Below are 18,058 nucleotides of genomic sequence, written 5' to 3' on the forward strand. Positions count from 1 at the left end.
TTCCGGTGGGGCCGGGAACGGGCCCGCGGTACGCCCCGCGGGGCCCGGAGGCCTCCTGTCCGGCGCGCACGGGACCGGCACCGCGTCCTCCCCGGCCGCCGGGGCGGGGCCGGAGCACTTCGCACGGCGCCGGTCGGTGGGGACGCGCGCCGGAGCGGGTAGACCGGACAGCATGGACCCGACACGCATCGCCTTCGAACGACGCGGACACGGCCGCCCGCTGATCCTGCTCCACGGGCTGGGGGACCGGCGCCAGAGCTGGAAGGTCGTCATGACCCGGCTCGTCCAGGACTACGAGGTCATCTGTGTGGACCTGCCGGGCTTCGGGTCCAGCCCCGCGCCGAGCCCCGACGAGCCCTACGACGTCCTCACCATGACCGAGGACGTCCGCGCGCTCTGCGAGCTCCACGGCTGGGAGCGTCCGCACCTGGCCGGGAACTCCCTCGGGGGGTCGATCGCCCTGGAGCTGGGGACGCAGGGGGTGGCGGGGTCGGTGACGGTGTTCTCCCCGGCCGGGTTCTCCGACAACCTCGCCCGGTGGGGGATGCGGGCGGTCGGCGTGGCCGCCAACCTGGCGACCCGGATCCCGACACAGGTCAAGGAGCGCCTCGCCAACACCGCCCCGGCCCGCGCCGCCGCGAGGATCGCGCTGCGGGGGGACCCCTCCTCGCCCGAGGCCAAGGCCACCCGCTTCAGCGTGCAGGGGCTCGAACCGGGAGCCCCCTACGTCCGCATGGTGCCCCGCATCGCCGAGTACGACTTCGCGGAGCGGCCCATCCGCTGCCCCGTGACCATCGCCTGGGGCGACCAGGACCGGACGCTGCTGCCGTCCAGCGCGGTGCACGCCCACGAGCGGGTGCCGAACGCGCGCATGGTCTCCCTGATCGGCAGCGGGCACATCCCCATGGCCGACGACCCGCTCACGGTCGCCGAGCACATCCGGTGGACCTGCCGCGCCGCCGACCTCGGGCACCGGAGGGGCGCCTCCCGGGGGAACCGGGGCCGTCTCAGGAGCTGAAGCCGCCGTCGGCGCTGATCACCTGACCCGTCACCCAGTCCGCCTCGTCGGTGGCCAGCCACGCCAGCAGCCTGGCGGGGTCGTCCGGGACGCCCACCCTCCCCGTGTGGAAGCGGGGCAGGATGCGGTCCCTGAGCTCGTCGTCGATGTAGCCGGTCTGCACCGGTCCGGGGTTCACCGCGTTCACGGTGATGTTGCGGGGGCCCAGTTCGGCGGCGAGGGTCGGGGTGATCTGGGCGAGGACGGCCTTGGCCGACGCGTAGGCCACCTCCCCGGGCATGGCGCCGTGGATCTGCCCGGAGGTCATGAACAGCACCCGGCCACCGGGCCGCCCGTCGTGGCGGGCGGCGAAGGCCTGGGTGAGGAGGAGCGGCGCGCGGGCGTCGACCGCCCAGTGCCCGTCGAGCATCTCCGCGGTCATGTCGGCGAGGGGCGCGTCGCCGCCGTTGCGGGCGTGGTTGGCGACGAGGACGTCGAGGCGGCCGAACGCGGCGACGGTCTCCTCCACCACGCGCCGGGGCGACTCCGGGTCGGCCATGTCGCCACCGACGTCCCCGACACCCGCGCGGGTGTCGCCGAGCGCCGAGCGGACGCCGCCGAGGACGGCGTCGAGGTCGTCGCTCCCCCAGGGGAGCCCGGCGTCGTGGGGCCGGTGGTGGTGCACCATGACGGAGGCTCCGTAGGCGGCGAGCCGGCGGGCGACGGCGTAGCCGATGCCCCCGCGCCTGCTCGCCCCGGTGACCAGCGCCACCCGGCCGCGCAGCGGGAGCGGGTCGCGGGACAGCCGGTCGCCTCCGGGTTCCGCCGGTGTGCGGGGGTGGCTCATGGGAAACCTTCCGTTCGTCGGTGCGGGGCGCACCGGGGCCGCCCGTCCGGGCCGGCGCCGACACGTCGTGCGGTGCCTGACGGTCCCCGGCAGGGAGACCCTCGCACACGCGGGCCCGACGGCGCACCGGGATTTCCGGACCACCGCGAGGCCTCGTTCGGAATGCTCTGGTCTGTCCATCCCCGCGTGTTCTGTTCACCGGGGTCCCGGGGCTACCGCCGTGTCGAGGTCGCGGGATAGCGTGGACCGGCGTACCGACGAGGAGGCAGTGGATTGACAGCATCGACACACCGGGCCCCGGGGCATCCCGAGTGGCTGCGGGAGGAGGAGCGGAGGCTGTGCGCCTTCGCCGCCGGTTCCGCGGTGCCCGACGGCTTCGGCTGGCTGGACGCACGCGGGACGGTGGAACAGGACCGGCCCGCCGCCACGTGGATCACCGCGCGGATGACGCACGTGTTCTCCCTGGCCCACCTCCGCGGTGACGCCGACGCCGGTCGGCTCGCCGACCACGGTGTGGCCGCCCTGGCGTCGGGGCCGCTGCGCGACGGGGCGTTGGGCGGGTGGTTCGACCGGGTCCCCGAGGGGCGGTCCGGGGTGTCCTCCTCGCCGGGGAACGCCTCCCGGGAGCGCTCCCAAAACGAGGGCGTCGAGACGGCCGGCGAGGGATCCGGCAGCCTTCCGGGGAAGTCCGCCTACGAGCACGCGTTCGTGGTCCTGGCGGCCTCCACCGCCACCGCCGCGGGACGGCCCGGAGCCCGGGAGCTGCTCGACGAGGCGCTGCGGGTCATGGACACCCGCTTCTGGGACGAGTCGGCGGGCGCCGTGCGGGAGAGCTGGGACGCCGGCTGGGGGACCACCGAGAAGTACCGGGGCGCCAACAGCAACATGCACTGCGTCGAGGCGTTCCTCGCCGCCGCGGACGCCACCGGCGACACCCTGTGGACGCGTCGCGCGCTCGCCATCGCCGAACGCCTGGTCCACGGGGTGGCCGCCGCGCACGACTGGCGCCTGCCCGAGCACTTCACCCCGGCCTGGGAGCCCCTCCCGGACTACAACCGGGACCAGCCCGACCACCCCTTCCGCCCCTTCGGGAGCACCACGGGCCACCTGCTCGAATGGGCGCGGCTGCTGGTCCACCTGGAGATCGCGCTCACCCGGTCCGGTGAGACCGCCCCCGACTGGCTGCTCCCCGACGCGGAGAGCCTGTTCGCCCACGCCGTCCGGCGCGGGTGGGGGACCGACGGCGAGGACGGGTTCGTCTACACCCTCGACTGGCAGGACGGCCCGGTCGTGCGCGAGCGCATGCACTGGGTGGTGGCCGAGGCGACGATGGCCGCGTGGGCGCTGGCCCGGCACACGGGCGACGCCGGGTACGACCGCCTCTACGACCGCTGGTGGGTCTACGCCGACCGCTTCCACCTGGACCGCGAGCACGGCAGCTGGCACCACGAGCTCGATCCGGCCAACCGGCCGGCGGAGAGCGTGTGGGCGGGCAAGCCCGACGTCTACCACGCCTACCAGGCGGCACTCCTGCCGCAGATCGGGTTGTCGACCACCCTCGCGGACGCGCTCTCCACGGCGTCCGCCACGGCCCCCGGAGGGGACGCGTGAGCGCGCAGAACACGGACGGGGCGCGGGCGGCCGACGGCTCCGCACGACTCGTCGTGATCGGTGAGAACGTCATGGACCTGCTGCCCACCGGGCACGGCGCCGACGTGCTGCGGGCCTCCCCCGGAGGCGGTCCCGCCAACACGGCGGTCGCGGCGGTCCGCCTCGGCACCCCGACCCGGCTGCTCGCGCGGATCGGCGCGGACGGCTTCGGCGCGATGATCCGCGAACGGCTGCTCGGGGAGGGCCTGGACCCCGCCGGGTTCCTGACGGCGGAGGAGCCGTCGGCCCTGGCCCTGGCCACGCTCGGTCCGGACGGGTCGGCCCGCTACGACTTCCGCATGGACGACGCCGCCGACTGGCGGTGGCGTGCCGGCGAGCTGCCGGAGGAGCTGGAGCCGCAGGTGCGGGCTCTGCACGCCGCGTCGATCGCGCTGTTCCGTGAGCCCGGGGCCTCGCGGATCGAGGCCCTTCTGCGCCGCGAGCACGGGCGGGGGCGGGTGACGCTCACCCTGGACCCCAACATCCGCCGCGACGTCATCGGCGACCCCGCGACCGCGCGGGCCCTGGCCCTGCGGCACTGCGCGCAGGCGCACGTGGTCAAGGCGAGCGACGAGGACCTGGCGTTCCTGTACCCGGACCTGTCACCGTCGAGGGCGGCCCACGCCCTCGCCGCCCTCGGCCCGTCGCTGGTGGTCGTGACCCTCGGAGGCGAGGGCGCCCTCGCGGTCTCCCACGGCGTGGAGGCGTCGGTGGACGCGCCGAAGGTGGAGGTCGCGGACACGGTCGGCGCGGGCGACTCGTTCATGGGCGCGCTGCTGAACTGGCTGGACCGCCACGAACTGCTGGGCGACGGCCCCCGCGCCCGTCTGGCCGGGATGGCCGAGGCGGACCTGGAGAGGATGCTGCGGTTCGCGGCGTCCGCCGCCGCGGTCACGGTCACCCGCGAGGGGGCCGACCCGCCCGTCCTGGCGGAGCTGGCGGACCCCTCGGGGACCGCGGCCTGAACGGCGGGGCCGCCGGGAGACCGGCGGTCCCGCCCGGCCCCCGTCAGTGTCGGAGGCCCTCGCGTGTCCGGCGGACGACGTGGTCGACCACGTCGGTGAGGCGGCCCCGCCGTGCGTAGGCGGCGCGCTGGCGGGCCGCGCCCGTCCCGGTCGCGCGTATCCGGTCGAGCAGGCCGGAGACCAGGTCGGCGTCGCCGTTGGCGACGAGCCCGGGGAGTGCCGCGTGCGACAGCCGCTCGACGGCGTACGGCCCCGGCAGGCAGTCGCCGGTGAGGGGGTCGGGCACACTTCCCTCCAGGCCGTCCCGGGCGGCCCGCCACACGGCGGCGCGCAGCGCCTGGTCGGGGATGTCCGGCGCGGGCACCCCGTGGTGGACGTCGGTGAGCGCGCGGGTGGCGAGGCCGCGTACGAGGGCGGCGAACAGCAGTGCCTCCTCGGCGGTCGCGGCCACGTCGCCCACCCGGATCTCCAGCGTGGGCAGGTGGTCGGACAGGCGGACGTCCCAGTAGACCATGTGCCTGTCCAGGATCGCCCCGCTGTCGGACAGCGACCGCACCGCCCGCTCGTGCGCGGCCAGGGAGCGCAGCAGCGGGGGCGGTCCGGCGGAGGGCAACCGGTTCCAGGTGACCGTCCGCCAGCTCGCGTAACCGGTGTCGCGTCCCGCGTGGAAGGGCGAGTTCGCGGACAGTGCCACCAGGAAGGGGAGCCACCGGCGCAGGTGGTCGCTCACCGCCACGGCCGTCTCCCGGTCGGGGATGCCCACGTGCACGTGGCATCCGCACACCACGTGGGAGGCACGCAGGCCGCCCGCGTGCACGGCGATGTCGGCGTAGCGGCTGCCGTCGCTCACCAGGGCGGCCGAGGTGTCGCCGAGGACGGCGGTGCCGGTGGCCGCCACGGCGAGTCCGGCCTCGTCGGCGGCGCGGCCGAGTTCGCGGCGGGCCGCGCGGAGGAACCGCAGGGCGTCGTCGGCGGTCGTGCACACGGGGCTGTTGGCCTCGACCTGCACGCGGCTGAACTCGCCGCACAGGCGGCCGTCCGGCATACGGGAGCGGGCGAGGAGTTCGGGTGCGCGGGAGAGGATCCGGCGGGTCCGGGGATCGACGACGAAGAACTCCTCCTCGACACCGAACGTGGGGCTTCTCGCGGTGGTGCGGGTATGGGTGGATGCCGGTAACCACTGGTCGCGTGCTGCCGTGGAGCGGTTCTCCATGGGCGTCGGTCCCTCCTGCTGTCCGGGTGTGTCCCGGACTGGATATCCCGTGCAGGGCGGCCGCGACAGTGTCCCGAAGAAGACAAAGAGCTATCCCTTGATTCGTTTGTCCTGTTTGTCGGGATTGCGGGTATGTCGTTGCGCGCGCGTTACGGCTTTATAACCACACGGGGGCTCGGCGAACCCTCGGAGGCCCCCGGAGGGCGCCGGGGAGAGTGAGCGGCGTCACTCTTTCGGGGTTGTGGAAACGCAGGTGGGTGCTGGGATCCCGCCCCGGAGCCCCCGCTGCCGGAGTCCCCGGAAGGCCGTCCGCGGGTGCCTCGGAGCCACCGCGCACGACTCCGTGCGGGCATCGGTGAAACGACCAGTGTGGACGTCCGCACCTGCCGTGACGGGGTTCCGCTGTGCGAATGTGAGCACGTGGCAGGCAGCGAACCCGAACCCCCGCACACCCGCCTCCGTGGCCGCGACACGGAGACCCGGGCCCTCACCGACGCCCTGGACGACGCCAGGTCCGGACGCGGCGCGGCCCTGCTCGTCTCCGGCGGCCCCGGACGGGGGAAGACCGCCCTCCTCGACCACGCCCGCGGCGCCGCAGGTGGTTTCACCGTGCTCCACACGGGGGGGATCACCGACGAGGCGAACCTCCCCTTCTCCGGACTGCAACGCCTGCTCCGCCCGCTCGGGGCCGAGGCCGCCGCACTCCCGGAACCCTGGCGCGCCCTCCTCAGGGACGCCCTCACCCGCGGCTCGGTGGCGGACGCCGACCGGCTCGCCCTCTACACCGGGCTGCCCGAACTCCTGTCCCGCACCGCCGTCGAACGCGACCGGCCGCTCCTGGTGAGCGTGGACGACGCCGACCGGCTCGACGCCCCCTCGCTGGACGCGCTCTCCTTCACCGCCCGCCGCCTCGGCGGGACCCCGGTCGCCGTCGTCTTCACCGCGCGCGAGGGGCACGGCAAACCCGCGGGCGCGCGCCTGCCCGAGACACTGGGCGAGCCCACCCCCGACGCGCTCGTCCCCGGCATCGCCGAACTCCTCCTCGCTCCGTTGGAGGAGCGGGCGGTGCACGACATCCTCACCGACAGCGCCCCCGTCACACTCGCCGCCGCGGTCCGCTCCTCCCTGGTCCGCGCCGCCCACGGGAACCCGGCCGCAGTCCTCGGCTACCTGCGAGGACTGACCCCGGCGCAGTTCCTCGGCGAGACCCCGCTGCCCGAGGCGCCCCGGCTGCCCGGCCGCCTGCGCGGCGACTTCCTCGCCCCCTACCGGGACCTGCCCGGGCGGGCCCGGCACCTCCTCCTGCTCGCCGCGCTCAGCACCGCGCCCCGCGTCCACCTGCTGCTCTCCGCCTCCGGCGGGCCCGACACGTCCATCACCGACCTCGAACCCGCCGAGGAGCGCGGGCTGGTCCGCGTGGAGGGCGACGCCGTCGTCTTCACCGACCCCCTGACCCGCGAGGCGATCGCGCAGGACACCCCCGCCGGGAGGCTGCGCGACGCCCACCGGGCGCTGGCCGGGGCGGTGGACCCCGAACGGGCCCCCGTGGAGTTCTCCCGGCACGCCGCCGCGGGCACGAGCGGCCCCGACGCGGCCCTGTTCGAGGCGGTGTCCGCCGCGGCCCGCCGGGCCAAGCGCCTGGAGGGCCGCCTCGCCGCGTCCCACGCCTTCGAGCGCGCCGCCTGGCTGTCGCCCGACTCCGACGAGCGCGCCTGCCGTCTGACCACCGCCTCCTACGAGGCCTACATGGCCGGCCGCACCGAACGCGCCACCCGCCTGCTGTCGCAGGCGCGCCCGCTCGCGGTCTCCGACCGGCGCCGTGTCACCGTCGACTTCATCGACGCCCAGATCGCCATGCGCGGCGAGAACGCCCTCGACGTGGCCGAGCGGCTGTACACCGTCGGGCGCGAACTCATCCCGCACGACCGCTTCCTGGCCGTGCGGGCGCTGGTGCGCTCCGCCGACTCCGCCTCCCTGGCCGGCGACGCCGGACGCCACGCCAGATCCGCCGAACTCGCGGTCTCCCTGGTCAGGACGGACGACCCGCTGCCCATGCGCCGGCTATCGGCCTTCCTGGAGGGGTGCGTGATCTCCTTCCGCGGCGACTACCCGGGGTCCACGCCCCTGCTGCGCGAAGCCACCGGGCTGGCGGAGGTCGCCAAGCCCTCCGAGCTGATCTGGGCCGGCATCAGCGGGCTGCGCCTGGCCGACGCCCCCTTCGTCCGCGCGGCGACCTCCCGTGCGGCGGAGGTCGGCAGGGCCCGCGGCGAACAGGCCACCCTCCCCGCCGCGCTGGGGTTCCTGGTCTTCTCCGAGTTCTGGAGCGGCCGGTTCCCGTCGGCCGCGGGCACCGCGCTCACCGGCCTCCGGGTGTCCCGCGAGAGCGGGCAGACCATCTGGGCCACCCAGCACCTGGCGTCGCTCGCCATGATCGCCGCCATCCAGGGGGACGTGGACACCTGCCGTATCCGGGCCCGCGCGGTCGCCTCGCAGGCGGGCGAGAACAGCCTCGGGCTGGCGGCGGCCCTGGCGGCGTGGGCGCTCGCGGTGCTGGAGCTGTCCAGGGGCAACGCCGCGGAGGCGTTCTTCCGGCTCCGCTCCCTCGTCCACTCCGCCCCGGGCCACGGCCACCCCACCATGCGGCTGCTCACGGCCCCGCACTTCGTGGAGGCGGCCGTCAGGATGGGCGAGACGGAGTGGGCGCGCACGTCCCTGGCCGGGTACCGGCGCTGGGCCGAGTCCATAGGAAGCCCGAGCGCGCTCGCCCTGGCCGCGCGCGGCTCCGGACTGCTGGCCACGGGGGACGAGGCCGCCGACCACTTCGAGAACGCCCTGGCCCTGCACCGCACGTGCGGGGACGACGACGTCGAGCACGCCCGCACCCAGCTGCTGTTCGGCGCCTTCCTGCGCAGGGCGCGCCTTCCGGGACGGTCCCGCGAACACCTGAACAACGCGCTGGAGACCTTCGAGCGCTTCGGCGCGAGGCTGTGGGTGCGGCAGACCCGCGCCGAGCTGCGCGCCATCGGCACCGCCGAACGCGGCCCCGAACCCGGGCCGCACTCGGCCGGCGAGCTGACCGCGCAACAGCAGCAGATCGCCCGGCTGGTCGCCGAGGGGGCCACCAACCGCGAGGTGGCCGCGCACATGTTCATCAGCCCGCGCACGGTCGAACACCACCTGCGCGGCATCTTCCGCAAGCTCAACATCAGGTCCCGCGTGGACCTGGCCCGCCTGTTCAACTGACCTTCCGGTCCGACGGCCTCCGGGCGGCCGTACGCCCCGGTCATACCAACTGGTCGGTACGGGTTTTCGGTCGGCCACCGCGAGAAAGGCAGCCATGACAACGACCGCAACGGAGCACCTCCTGAGAGCGGACGGGGTGACCGTGCGCTTCGGAGGCCTCACCGCGCTCGACGACGTCGGACTCCAGGTCGCGCCGGGGGCCGTCGTCGGCCTCATCGGCCCCAACGGCGCGGGCAAGACCACCCTGTTCAACGTCCTCTCCGGCGTGCTGTGGCCCACCGCGGGCACCATCACCTGGAAGGGGGACCCGCCGCCCGGCCGCCGCACCCACCACCTCGCCCGCGCCGGGATCGCCCGCACCTTCCAGGGCCTCAACCTCTTCCCGATGATGACGGTCCTGGACAACGTCGTCGCCGGAGCCGACCGCCTCGCCACGGGAGGGGCGTTCTCACTGATCAGCGGGCTCGGGCGGCACCACCGCGACGAGAGGGACCTGCGCGCCCGCGGCGTCGCCGCGCTGGAGCGCTTCGGGATCACCGAGCACGCGCACCGGCTCCCCGGCACCCTCCCCTACGGCGTGCAGAAACAGGTCGCCCTCGCCCGCGCCTGCGTCGGCGAACCCGAACTCCTCCTCCTGGACGAACCCGCCAGCGGGCTGTCCGGAACGCAGATCGACGCCCTCGCCGCGCAGATCCGCGGCTTCAGCCAGGACATGGCCGTCGTCCTGGTCGAACACCACATGGACCTGGTCATGCGCGTCTGCGACCACATCGTCGTCCTCGACTTCGGCCGGGTCATCTCCACCGGAACCCCCGAGGAGGTCCAGGCCGACCCCCTCGTCACCCGGGCCTACCTCGGCACCCCCGACGGCGACGCCGACCCCGGCCACGCGAACGGAGTCCCCCGATGACCGCGGAACCACTCCTCACCGTCGAAGGGCTCAGCGCCTCCTACGGCGCCGTCCGCGCACTCGACGGCGTCTCCCTCACCGTCCCCGCGGGCGGCTTCTGCGCCGTGCTCGGCGCCAACGGAGCGGGCAAGACCACACTGCTGCGGACCATCACCGGCCTCCACCCCGCCTCGTCCGGACGGGTCGTCCTCGACGGGGAGGACATCACACGACTCGCCACGGAGAAGGTCATCACCCGCGGCCTGGCCCACGTCCCCGAGGGGGGCGGCGTCATCGCCGAGCTCACCGTCGAGGAGAACCTGCGCCTGGGCGGACTGTGGCGTCCGGACCGCCGCGACAGGAGCACGCTCGTCGAGGTCCTGGAGCTGTTCCCGCCCCTCGCCGAACGGCGCGCCAAGACCGCCGGCACCCTCTCCGGAGGCGAGCGCCAGATGCTCGCCATCGGTCGTGCCCTCATGGCCAGGCCGCGGATCCTGTTCCTGGACGAGCCCTCACTCGGCCTGGCGCCCCTGATCACCCGGCAGATCTTCACCCTCCTGCGCGACCTGCGCGACCGCACCGGGCTCACCGTCGTCCTCGTCGAGCAGAACGCCGCCGGGGCGCTGGCGGTCACCGACACCGGGTTCGTGCTCAACCAGGGACGGATCGCGGCGGAGGGCGCGTCCGCCGACCTGCTCTCCGACGACCGCACGCGCCACGCCTACCTGGGCTTCTGAGGAGAACTCCCCATGACCCACTTCATCAACCTGACCCTCAACGGGTTGGCGACCGGGGCGGCCTACGCGGCGCTGGCGCTGTCCCTCGTGATCATCTACCAGGCCACACGCCTGGTGAACTTCGCCCAGCCGGCCCTCGCCCTCGTCGCGGTCTACACCGCCTACACCGTCACCCAGCTCACCGGCTCCTACTGGCTCGGCTTCGCGTCCGCGCTGACGGCCGGACTGGTCGCCGGGGCGGCGGTCGAACGGTTCGTCATCCGGCCCATCGCCCGCGTCTCCCAGCTCAACGCCATCATCGTCACCCTCGGACTCCTCCTGGTCGTGCAGGGCCTCGTGGGCATGGTCTGGGGCAACGAGCAGCACGGCTTCCAGTACGCGTTCAGCTACGTGGGCCGCTTCGCCCCGTCCAGCGTGTTCGCGCTGGTGTCCGTCGGCGCCGTCGCCGTCCTGCTGTTCGCCCTCTACCGGTTCACCCCGCTCGGCCTGCGCATGCGCGCCGCCGCCTTCCACCCCGAGGCGGCCCGGCTCAGCGGAGTGAAGGTCGGCCTGATGCTCACCGTCGGGTGGGCCGTCGCCTCCTTCATCGGAGCGCTCGCGGGCATGCTCGCCGGCCCCCCGTTCATCTCACCCAACGTGTTCGACGTCGTGTTCGTCTACGGCATCACCGCCGCCGTCATCGGCGGCCTGGACAACCCGTTCGGGGCCGTCGTCGGCGGGCTCCTCATCGGCCTCGGCATGTCCTACGTGTCCGGGTACGCCGGCCCCGAACTGGCCACCCTCGCCGCCCTCGCCATCGTCGTCATCGTCCTGAGCGTGCGCCCCGACGGCATCCTGTCCCGTCCGACCGCGCGGAAGGTGTAGCCATGTCCTCGCCCACCGGAGAGAGCGCGGAACGCGCCACCGGCCCCGACACCGCCACCGGCCCGAGCCCCGACACGTCCCGCCGCGGCCGATGGCGCGCGCTGCCCTCGCCGCTGCGCCACCTGCTGCTCGCGGCGCTCGGCCTCGCCGCCGTGACGGCCCTGCTGTTCGTCACCGGGGACCTCACCGCGCTGCGCCTGGCCGCCGTCGGCTACACCATGCTCGCCATCGCCGGCCTGCAACTGCTCGTCGGCGGCAGCGGACAGGTGTCGCTCGGCCACGGGGCGTTCATGATGATCGGCGCCTACACGATGACGCTGCTCGTCCTCCACCAGCCGATGCTGCCCATCGCCGCGAACCTGCTGATCATCGTCGCGGTGTCGGCGGTCGCGGGGATCGCCGTCGGCGCGGCCACCGCCCGCCTCCACGGCCCCTACCTCGCCGGGGCCACCCTGATCCTCGCCGTCGGCCTCCCCGGTCTGACCCACCGCTACCACGAGCTCCTCGGCGGCAGCAACGGGCTCAACATCCGCACCGCCGGGGCGCCGCCGTTCCTCCAGGGGGTCTTCACCAACAGCGAGTGGAAGGCCCTCGTGGTGTGGACGACCGTCGTCATCGGCCTCGCCGTGCTCGCCACCATCTCCTCCGGACGCCTCGGCCGCCGCATGCGCTCCCTGCGCGACGACGAGACCGCCGCCGCCATGGCCGGCGTCCCCGTCGGCAGGACCAAGGTGGTCGCGTTCGTCATCGCCTCCGCCGCGGGCGGCCTCGGCGGAGGCCTCCAGGCCTACGTCCTCGGCACCGCCACCCCCAGCAGCTTCACCCTCGTTCTGTCCCTGACCCTGCTCGCCGCCCTGGTGTTCGGCGGCATCGGCAGCCTGTGGGGCGCGCTCTGGGCGGCGATCACCGTCGTCTACCTGCAGATCTGGGCCACCGACCTGGCCCGCTCCCTGGAACTCAGCAGGAACGTCGAGAACAACCTCCCGGTCGTGTTCTTCGGGATCGTCCTCATCCTCGTCCTGCGCTTCTGGCCCCTGGGGGTCCACGGCGCGCTCACGCGCCTCGGCTCCCGGCTGCGGACCTCCCAGACCCGCTGATCCTCCAACCCCCCCACCGAAGGAGAACCACCATGCGAAGAGGACCACTGGGCGCCCTGGCGGCCGCCCTCGCGCTGACGGTCATGGCGACCGCCTGCACGGGCGCGGGCGAGGTCGCCGACAGCGGCGAGGTCGACCTGGACGTGTCGACCGGCGTCACCGACGACAGCATCGTCCTCGGCTCCCACCAGCCCCTGACCGGCCCCGCCGCCCCCGGGTACCTGGCGGTGTCCCAGGGGGCGAGGGCCGTGTTCGACTACGTCAACGCCCAGGGCGGCATCCACGGGCGCCAGATCGACTACCGGGTCGAGGACGACGCGTACGACCCCGCGCAGACCATCGACGTCACCCGTCAGCTGGTCATCGAGGACGAGATCTTCGCGATGGTGGGCGGTCTGGGCACGCCCACGCACGGCGGCGTCATCGACTACCTCAACGAGGAGGGGGTCCCCGACATCTTCCCCTCGTCCGGCGCCCTCGCCTGGAACAACACCGACGAGCACCCCCTGACGTACGGCTGGCAGACCGACTACACGAAGGAGGCGAAGATCCAGGGGCAGTACATCTCCGAGAACTTCTCCGGCCAGAACGTCGGCTACCTGTACCAGAACGACGACGTCGGGGAGGACTCGCAGGCCGGCCTCGACCAGTACCTCACCGACGAGGTCGTCGCCCGTGAGCACTACGAGTCCGAGGTGAGCGACCTCAGCGCCCAGGTCGCCGAGTTCGAGCGCACGGACGCGGAGGTGGTCGTGTGCTCCTGCATCCCGGCGTTCGTCGCCCTCGCCATGCTGGAGGCGGCGAGCATCGGCTACGAGCCGCAGTGGGTCATCTCCAGCATCGGCGGTGACACCGCGACCCTCCAGGGGCTGCTGGCCCAGTTCACCCAGGACACGGAGGCCGAGGACGTCCCGGCCGACGCGTTCCTGGACGGCGCCGTCATCACGAGCTACATGCCGCGCGTCGAGGACCAGGAGGACGAGTGGGCCCAGTTCTTCCTGGAGGTCTACGGGGAGTACGGCGAGGGCGAGACCGTCACCAACACCCACGTGTTCGGCATGACCCAGGCCGTCATGGTCGCCCAGGTCCTCAAGTCCGCCGGCGAGGACCTCACCCGCCAGTCGCTCGTCGACGCGCTGGAGTCCCAGGAGTGGCAGGGGCCGGGCCTCCTGCCCTTCTCCTCCAGCGGCGGCGACCACGGCGGACACGAGGGCGTGTACGTCGTCCAGTACCAGGCCGGCGGCACCTTCGAGATGGTCCAGGGACCCCGCGTGACCGACCGTGAGGGCGGCGACATCGAGGAGACCGACTTCGAGCGGCTGTCCCCGGAGGCGCTGGACTTCCACGACTGAGCCTGACGAGGTTCGCTGACACGACGACAGCCCGGAGGGAATCCCTCCGGGCTGTGCTGTCTCGCTCCTCGCAGGCTCGGAGCGGTGCTCGGGACGCGGAGAACCGGGTTCTTCGTCGGCGCCTGCGCCTGGTTCGTGCCTCACTGGCGGCTCGGCTTCTCCTGCAGAACCCGGTGCGCCCCTCGCGCTGTCTCGCTCCTCGCGGGTTCGGGGCGGTGCTCGGGGCGCGGAGGACCGGGTTCTTCGTCGGCGCCTGCGCCTGGTTCGTGCCTCACTGGCGGCTTGGCTTCTCCTGCAGAACCCGGTGCGCGGCCGGGCGCACCTCCCCTTCCCCCGGCGCCTCCGCCTCGCGCCGTCCGTACAACGACGCGACCCCGGTCCGGGACCTGGAGAACCAGGTCCCGGACCGGGGTTCACGGGCCCCGCACGGGGCGTCGTGCGGGGCCCGGCCCTCAGGAGCCGTGCGGGCAGGAGTCCCGGTAGTCGGAGAAGTCCGTGCCGAACCCGGTGCTGGGCGCGGGGCACAGGAACTGCTCGTACCGCTCGTCCTCGTCCACGAACCGCTTCAGCCAGGAGATGCTGTACTTCGCGATCGCGGTGTTGGAGGTGTTGGGAGCGAAGTGGCTCGCGCCGCGCAGCTCCAGGTAGGCCCGGTCCAGGTCACTGGGCAGGCTCTCGTAGAACGGGATGGAGTGGGACCGCACCGACGCGACGGAGTCGTTCTCGGCACCGATGACCAGCGTCGGCACCTCCATGCCGGACCAGCTCTTCTGGGTGTGCCAGGGCGTCAGCGGGATCGCCGCCCGCAGCTCCGGCCTGTCGTCGGCGGCCGCGAGCGTGCCGCCGCCGCCCATCGAGTGGCCCATCACGGCGAGGCGGTCGCCGTCGACGCGGTCGGACACGTCGCTGTCCTCGACCAGGTAGTCCAGGGCGGCCTCCAGCTGGCGGCCCCGGCTGTCGGGCTGGTCGTAGCGGGTCGTGGTGTCGATCGTGAACACCACGAAGCCCTGCGAGGCGATCCGGTGCCCGTACCAGGACATCGTGGACTGACCGGCGGTGTAGCCCGGGGCGATGACCACGCCGCCGAAGGTGCCCTCGCTGGTGTCGGTCGGGTAGTAGATCGTGCCGCCGCCGAAGCCGCTCACCAGGGAGGAGACGGAGGTGGTGGCGGTGTCGAAGTGGCCCCGGACAGCGGTGACGCTCTGCTCGGTGGGGGCCGGGCCGCGCTCGTACTCGCTGGCGGCCTGTGCCGGGGTGACGACACCGCCGGTGACGCCCGCGACCAGCGCGAGGGTCATCACCGAACGGGCGGCGAACCGGGCCATCCGGGAGCGCGGACGGCCGGTGTCCTCCTGCGGTGCGGGGGAGGGGGGATTCATTGTCAGCACGTCTTTTTCCTTTTCTCGTACAGCGGGAATCCGTGTGCCCTGGGGTGGCCACGGATCGGAGAACCACCAGGAAAGGGGATGTGCTCGGACCGGGGGGACCGGGCAGCTCATGCGGTATCCCTTTCGAAATCACGGCGGTGGGCCGGAAAATCGAACGGAACCGGGTTCCGGGAAATGTTTCTCCTGTTAATTCACTATGAAGTCGATTGTGTGAACGTGCATCCGTTGGATCACCAGTGCCGGAGTCGGGCCAGATCAGGGGAGCGCGCCCCGTGGTTTCCGGGGCGGCGGCGAGAACTCCATGGGCGATATGCGGCGTTTTGCATGACCGGGTCCCGGGCAGGGCGGTGGACACGCGAGAGACGATCGAGAGCAGGGAGTGAGGAAAGTGCCTGGTGCGAGCGAACTCCCGGCGACGCTGAAGCGGTCGCCGAAGAAGGCCCGTGACACCTGGATCAAGGCGCACGACTCGGCCGTGGAGGAGTACGGCGAGGGCGAACGCGCCCACAGGGTGGCGTTCGCGGCGGTCAAGCGCAAGTTCGAGAAGCAGGGCGACCAATGGGTGGCCAAGCAGCACGCGGGGCCCTCGGACGCACAGGCCGCCAACCCCAGGGCCGGGCGCGGAAAGGGAGGCAGGGACCTCCCGACGGCCGGAGGGGTGGACGCCAACGCGACCAGGGACCACCTGTACGAACGGGCCAGGGAGCTGGGGATCCAGGGACGCTCGTCCATGAACAAGGGCCAGCTCGTCGAGGCGCTCCGCAAGGAGAGCAAGAGGCGGACCTCCGCCTCCGGGCGCGGACGGGCCCCGAAGCCCCGCCGCTCGTCCTGACACGCCGGACACCCCGCTCCGCGGGCGCGCGGCGGCCTCCGCCGGCGCGCCCGCGGGCCACACTCTGGAGGCGAAATGGTCCAGAACGTCGCCGACCACCTACTGCGACGCCTGTCGGAATGGGGCGTCACCGAGATCTTCGGCTACCCCGGCGACGGCATCAACGGTCTGGTCGCACAGATGGGGCGTATGACCGACGGCCCCCGCTTCGTGCAGAGCCGGCACGAGGAGATGTCCGCCTTCGAGGCGGTCGGCTACGCCAAGTTCGGCGGCAGGTTCGGCGTCTGCCTGGCCACCGGCGGTCCGGGCGCCATCCACCTGCTCAACGGGCTCTACGACGCCAAACTCGACCACGTCCCCGTCGTCGCCGTCGTGGGGCAGGCGGCGCGCAGCGCCATGGGCGGCAGCTACCAGCAGGAGGTGGACCTGCACAGCCTTTTCAAGGACGTCGCCGGCGCCTACGTCCAGACGGTGACGGTGCCGGAGCAGCTGCCCAACGTGCTGGACCGGGCGATCCGCACCGCGCTCCACGAGAGGGCGCCCACGGCGGTCATCATCCCGGCGGACGTCCAGGAAGCGGACTACTCGCCGCCCGGACACGAGTTCAAGGAGGTGCCCTCCAGCAGGCCCGACCCGGACGCGGGGCTGGGCACCGTGCTGCCGCCGGAGTCCGAGATGGACCGTGCGGCGGAGGTCATCGGGGCCGGTGAGCGAGTGGCCCTCCTCGTGGGCCAGGGGGCGCGCGGCGCTGTCGACGAGGTGTTGCGCCTGGCGGACCAGACCGGTGCGGGAATCGCCAAGGCCCTGCTGGGCAAGGACGTGCTGGACGACACGCTGCCGTTCGTCACCGGGTCGATCGGGCTCCTGGGCACCCGGCCGTCGTGGGAACTGATGCGCGACTGCGACACGCTGGTCATCATCGGCTCCAACATGCCGTACTCCCAGTTCCTGCCGCCCTTCGGGCGCAGGGCCGTCCAGATCGACATCGATCCGAAGTTCATCGGCATGCGCTACCCGACCGAGGTCAACCTGGTGGGTGACGCTGCGGCGACCCTGCGCGCGCTGAGCGACCGGCTCTCGCCGAGCGCCGAGCGCGACCGGGCCCGGGCCCGGTGGAGGGAGACCGTGGAGGACAACGTCGCCCGCTGGTGGCGGGTCCTGGGCGAGCAGGCGCGGGTGGAGGCGGAGCCCGTGAACCCGATGCTGGTCTTCCATGAGCTGTCCCCTCTGCTGCCGGACAACGCGGTGGTGACCGCAGACTCGGGGTCGGCGACGAACTGGTACGCGCGCTTCGTCCGTCTGCGGCCGGGCATGCGCGGGTCCCTCTCGGGCACGCTCGCCACCATGGGGTGCGCGGTGCCCTACGCCATCGGTGCCAAGTTCGCCGCCCCGGACCGCCCCGCCATCGCGCTGGTCGGCGACGGCGCCATGCAGATGAACGGGCTCATGGAACTGCTCACAGCGCGCCGCTACCAGGACCTGTGGGAGGACCCGAGACTGGTGGTCTGCGTGCTGCACAACAACGATCTCAACCAGGTCACCTGGGAACTGCGGGCCATGGGCGGGTCGCCGAAGACACCCTTCTCCCAGGACCTGCCGGACATGTCGTACGCGGACGTCGCGGAGTCCTTCGGGCTCACCGGCATCGGAGTCGACCGTCCGGAACAGGTCGCACCCGCGTGGCGCAGGGCGCTGAGCGCCGACGGGCCGGTCCTGATCGACGTCCGTTGCGACGGCGACGTCCCCCCGATCCCGCCCGAGGCGGAATGGGACCAGCTCGTCGACACCGCCAAGGCGCTGCTCTCGGGCGACCCGGACGCCGTGGGCGTGGTGCGCAGGGGGCTGGCGACCAAGGCCCGGGAGTACCTGCCGCGCCGCGACTGACCGGGGGCACGGCCCGGGCCGCGGGCCGCAGCGAGCGCGGAAGGGGGCGGGACCCAGGGATCCCGCCCCCTTCGGGCATTCCGGGCGGCCCGCGGCACGC

14 protein-coding genes are annotated in these 18,058 nt (G+C 73.3%); 11 read left to right on the plus strand and 3 right to left on the minus strand.

Annotated elements, in window-relative coordinates:
• The first annotated feature begins 172 nt into the window (after positions 1–172).
• Positions 173–1,018 (plus strand): alpha/beta fold hydrolase, encoded by an 846-nt coding sequence (locus tag Q8791_RS20895; RefSeq protein ID WP_330093451.1) that lies wholly within the window; start codon positions 173–175, stop codon positions 1,016–1,018.
• Here the strand turns inward: Q8791_RS20895 and Q8791_RS20900 are convergent.
• Entirely contained in the window at positions 1,008–1,844 is an 837-nt protein-coding gene (locus Q8791_RS20900; protein ID WP_330093452.1) for an SDR family oxidoreductase, read from the minus strand. The genes Q8791_RS20895 and Q8791_RS20900 overlap by 11 nt on opposite strands.
• 273 nt (positions 1,845–2,117) lie before the next feature.
• Here Q8791_RS20900 and Q8791_RS20905 point away from each other — a divergent pair, with 273 nt between their 5' ends.
• Complete coding sequence (locus tag Q8791_RS20905; RefSeq protein WP_330093453.1) at positions 2,118–3,455, plus strand: AGE family epimerase/isomerase; 1,338 nt, start codon at positions 2,118–2,120, stop codon at positions 3,453–3,455.
• Positions 3,452–4,459 carry a carbohydrate kinase family protein gene (locus Q8791_RS20910; RefSeq protein ID WP_330093454.1) on the plus strand — a complete coding sequence of 336 codons (1,008 nt, stop codon included), beginning with the start codon at positions 3,452–3,454 and terminating at the stop codon, positions 4,457–4,459. The genes Q8791_RS20905 and Q8791_RS20910 overlap by 4 nt, the downstream gene beginning before the upstream one ends.
• A gap of 43 nt (positions 4,460–4,502) precedes the next feature.
• Here Q8791_RS20910 and Q8791_RS20915 read toward each other — a convergent pair whose 3' ends face one another.
• Positions 4,503–5,672, minus strand: a complete 1,170-nt coding sequence (locus tag Q8791_RS20915) for a carboxylate-amine ligase (protein WP_330093455.1) — start codon at positions 5,670–5,672, stop codon at positions 4,503–4,505.
• 420 nt (positions 5,673–6,092) lie between these two features.
• Here Q8791_RS20915 and Q8791_RS20920 point away from each other — a divergent pair, with 420 nt between their 5' ends.
• From Q8791_RS20920 to Q8791_RS20945, 6 genes are all read left to right on the plus strand, one after another.
• Positions 6,093–8,915: an AAA family ATPase gene (locus Q8791_RS20920; RefSeq protein WP_330093456.1), complete on the plus strand. Its 2,823-nt coding sequence runs from the start codon at positions 6,093–6,095 to the stop codon at positions 8,913–8,915.
• Between the two features lie 94 nt (positions 8,916–9,009).
• Positions 9,010–9,825 (plus strand): ABC transporter ATP-binding protein, encoded by an 816-nt coding sequence (locus Q8791_RS20925; RefSeq protein WP_330093457.1) that lies wholly within the window; start codon positions 9,010–9,012, stop codon positions 9,823–9,825.
• Positions 9,822–10,541: an ABC transporter ATP-binding protein gene (locus tag Q8791_RS20930; protein WP_330093458.1), complete on the plus strand. Its 720-nt coding sequence runs from the start codon at positions 9,822–9,824 to the stop codon at positions 10,539–10,541. Before Q8791_RS20925 ends, Q8791_RS20930 begins: the two co-directional genes overlap by 4 nt.
• Positions 10,542–10,553: 12 nt before the next feature.
• Positions 10,554–11,405 carry a branched-chain amino acid ABC transporter permease gene (locus Q8791_RS20935; RefSeq protein ID WP_330093459.1) on the plus strand — a complete coding sequence of 284 codons (852 nt, stop codon included), beginning with the start codon at positions 10,554–10,556 and terminating at the stop codon, positions 11,403–11,405.
• A 2-nt stretch (positions 11,406–11,407) separates the two neighbouring features.
• On the plus strand, positions 11,408–12,502 hold the full coding sequence (locus tag Q8791_RS20940) for a branched-chain amino acid ABC transporter permease (RefSeq protein WP_330093460.1): 1,095 nt from the start codon (positions 11,408–11,410) through the stop codon (positions 12,500–12,502).
• A 32-nt stretch (positions 12,503–12,534) separates the two neighbouring features.
• The gene (locus Q8791_RS20945) at positions 12,535–13,854 is read left to right on the plus strand and encodes an ABC transporter substrate-binding protein (RefSeq protein ID WP_330093461.1); all 1,320 of its coding nucleotides are present in this window, start codon (positions 12,535–12,537) and stop codon (positions 13,852–13,854) included.
• A gap of 452 nt (positions 13,855–14,306) precedes the next feature.
• Here the strand turns inward: Q8791_RS20945 and Q8791_RS20950 are convergent, their stop codons facing one another.
• The gene (locus Q8791_RS20950) at positions 14,307–15,179 is read right to left on the minus strand and encodes an alpha/beta hydrolase family protein (protein ID WP_330093543.1); all 873 of its coding nucleotides are present in this window, start codon (positions 15,177–15,179) and stop codon (positions 14,307–14,309) included.
• Positions 15,180–15,630: 451 nt separating this feature from the next.
• On the opposite strand from Q8791_RS20950, the gene Q8791_RS20955 reads away from it, so the two are divergent.
• Positions 15,631–16,074 carry a ChaB family protein gene (locus Q8791_RS20955; protein WP_330093462.1) on the plus strand — a complete coding sequence of 148 codons (444 nt, stop codon included), beginning with the start codon at positions 15,631–15,633 and terminating at the stop codon, positions 16,072–16,074.
• A gap of 75 nt (positions 16,075–16,149) precedes the next feature.
• Positions 16,150–17,958, plus strand: coding sequence for a thiamine pyrophosphate-requiring protein (locus Q8791_RS20960; protein WP_330093463.1), 1,809 nt, complete (start codon positions 16,150–16,152; stop codon positions 17,956–17,958).
• The last annotated feature ends 100 nt before the right edge of the window (positions 17,959–18,058 follow it).

It is taken from the genome of Nocardiopsis codii, assembly GCF_036327455.1.
Lineage (GTDB): Bacteria > Actinomycetota > Actinomycetes > Streptosporangiales > Streptosporangiaceae > Nocardiopsis > Nocardiopsis codii.

Excerpts from the sequence above, each read along its gene's own strand:
- Q8791_RS20895 (WP_330093451.1), top strand. The coding sequence starts at position 173 with ATGGACCCGACACGCATCGCCTTCGAACGACGCGGACACGGCCGCCCG.
- Q8791_RS20900 (WP_330093452.1), bottom strand. The coding sequence starts at position 1,844 with ATGAGCCACCCCCGCACACCGGCGGAACCCGGAGGCGACCGGCTGTCC.
- Q8791_RS20915 (WP_330093455.1), bottom strand. The coding sequence starts at position 5,672 with ATGGAGAACCGCTCCACGGCAGCACGCGACCAGTGGTTACCGGCATCC.
- Q8791_RS20925 (WP_330093457.1), top strand. The coding sequence starts at position 9,010 with ATGACAACGACCGCAACGGAGCACCTCCTGAGAGCGGACGGGGTGACC.
- Q8791_RS20930 (WP_330093458.1), top strand. The coding sequence starts at position 9,822 with ATGACCGCGGAACCACTCCTCACCGTCGAAGGGCTCAGCGCCTCCTAC.
- Q8791_RS20935 (WP_330093459.1), top strand. The coding sequence starts at position 10,554 with ATGACCCACTTCATCAACCTGACCCTCAACGGGTTGGCGACCGGGGCG.
- Q8791_RS20940 (WP_330093460.1), top strand. The coding sequence starts at position 11,408 with ATGTCCTCGCCCACCGGAGAGAGCGCGGAACGCGCCACCGGCCCCGAC.
- Q8791_RS20945 (WP_330093461.1), top strand. The coding sequence starts at position 12,535 with ATGCGAAGAGGACCACTGGGCGCCCTGGCGGCCGCCCTCGCGCTGACG.
- Q8791_RS20950 (WP_330093543.1), bottom strand. The coding sequence starts at position 15,179 with ATGGCCCGGTTCGCCGCCCGTTCGGTGATGACCCTCGCGCTGGTCGCG.
- Q8791_RS20960 (WP_330093463.1), top strand. The coding sequence starts at position 16,150 with ATGGTCCAGAACGTCGCCGACCACCTACTGCGACGCCTGTCGGAATGG.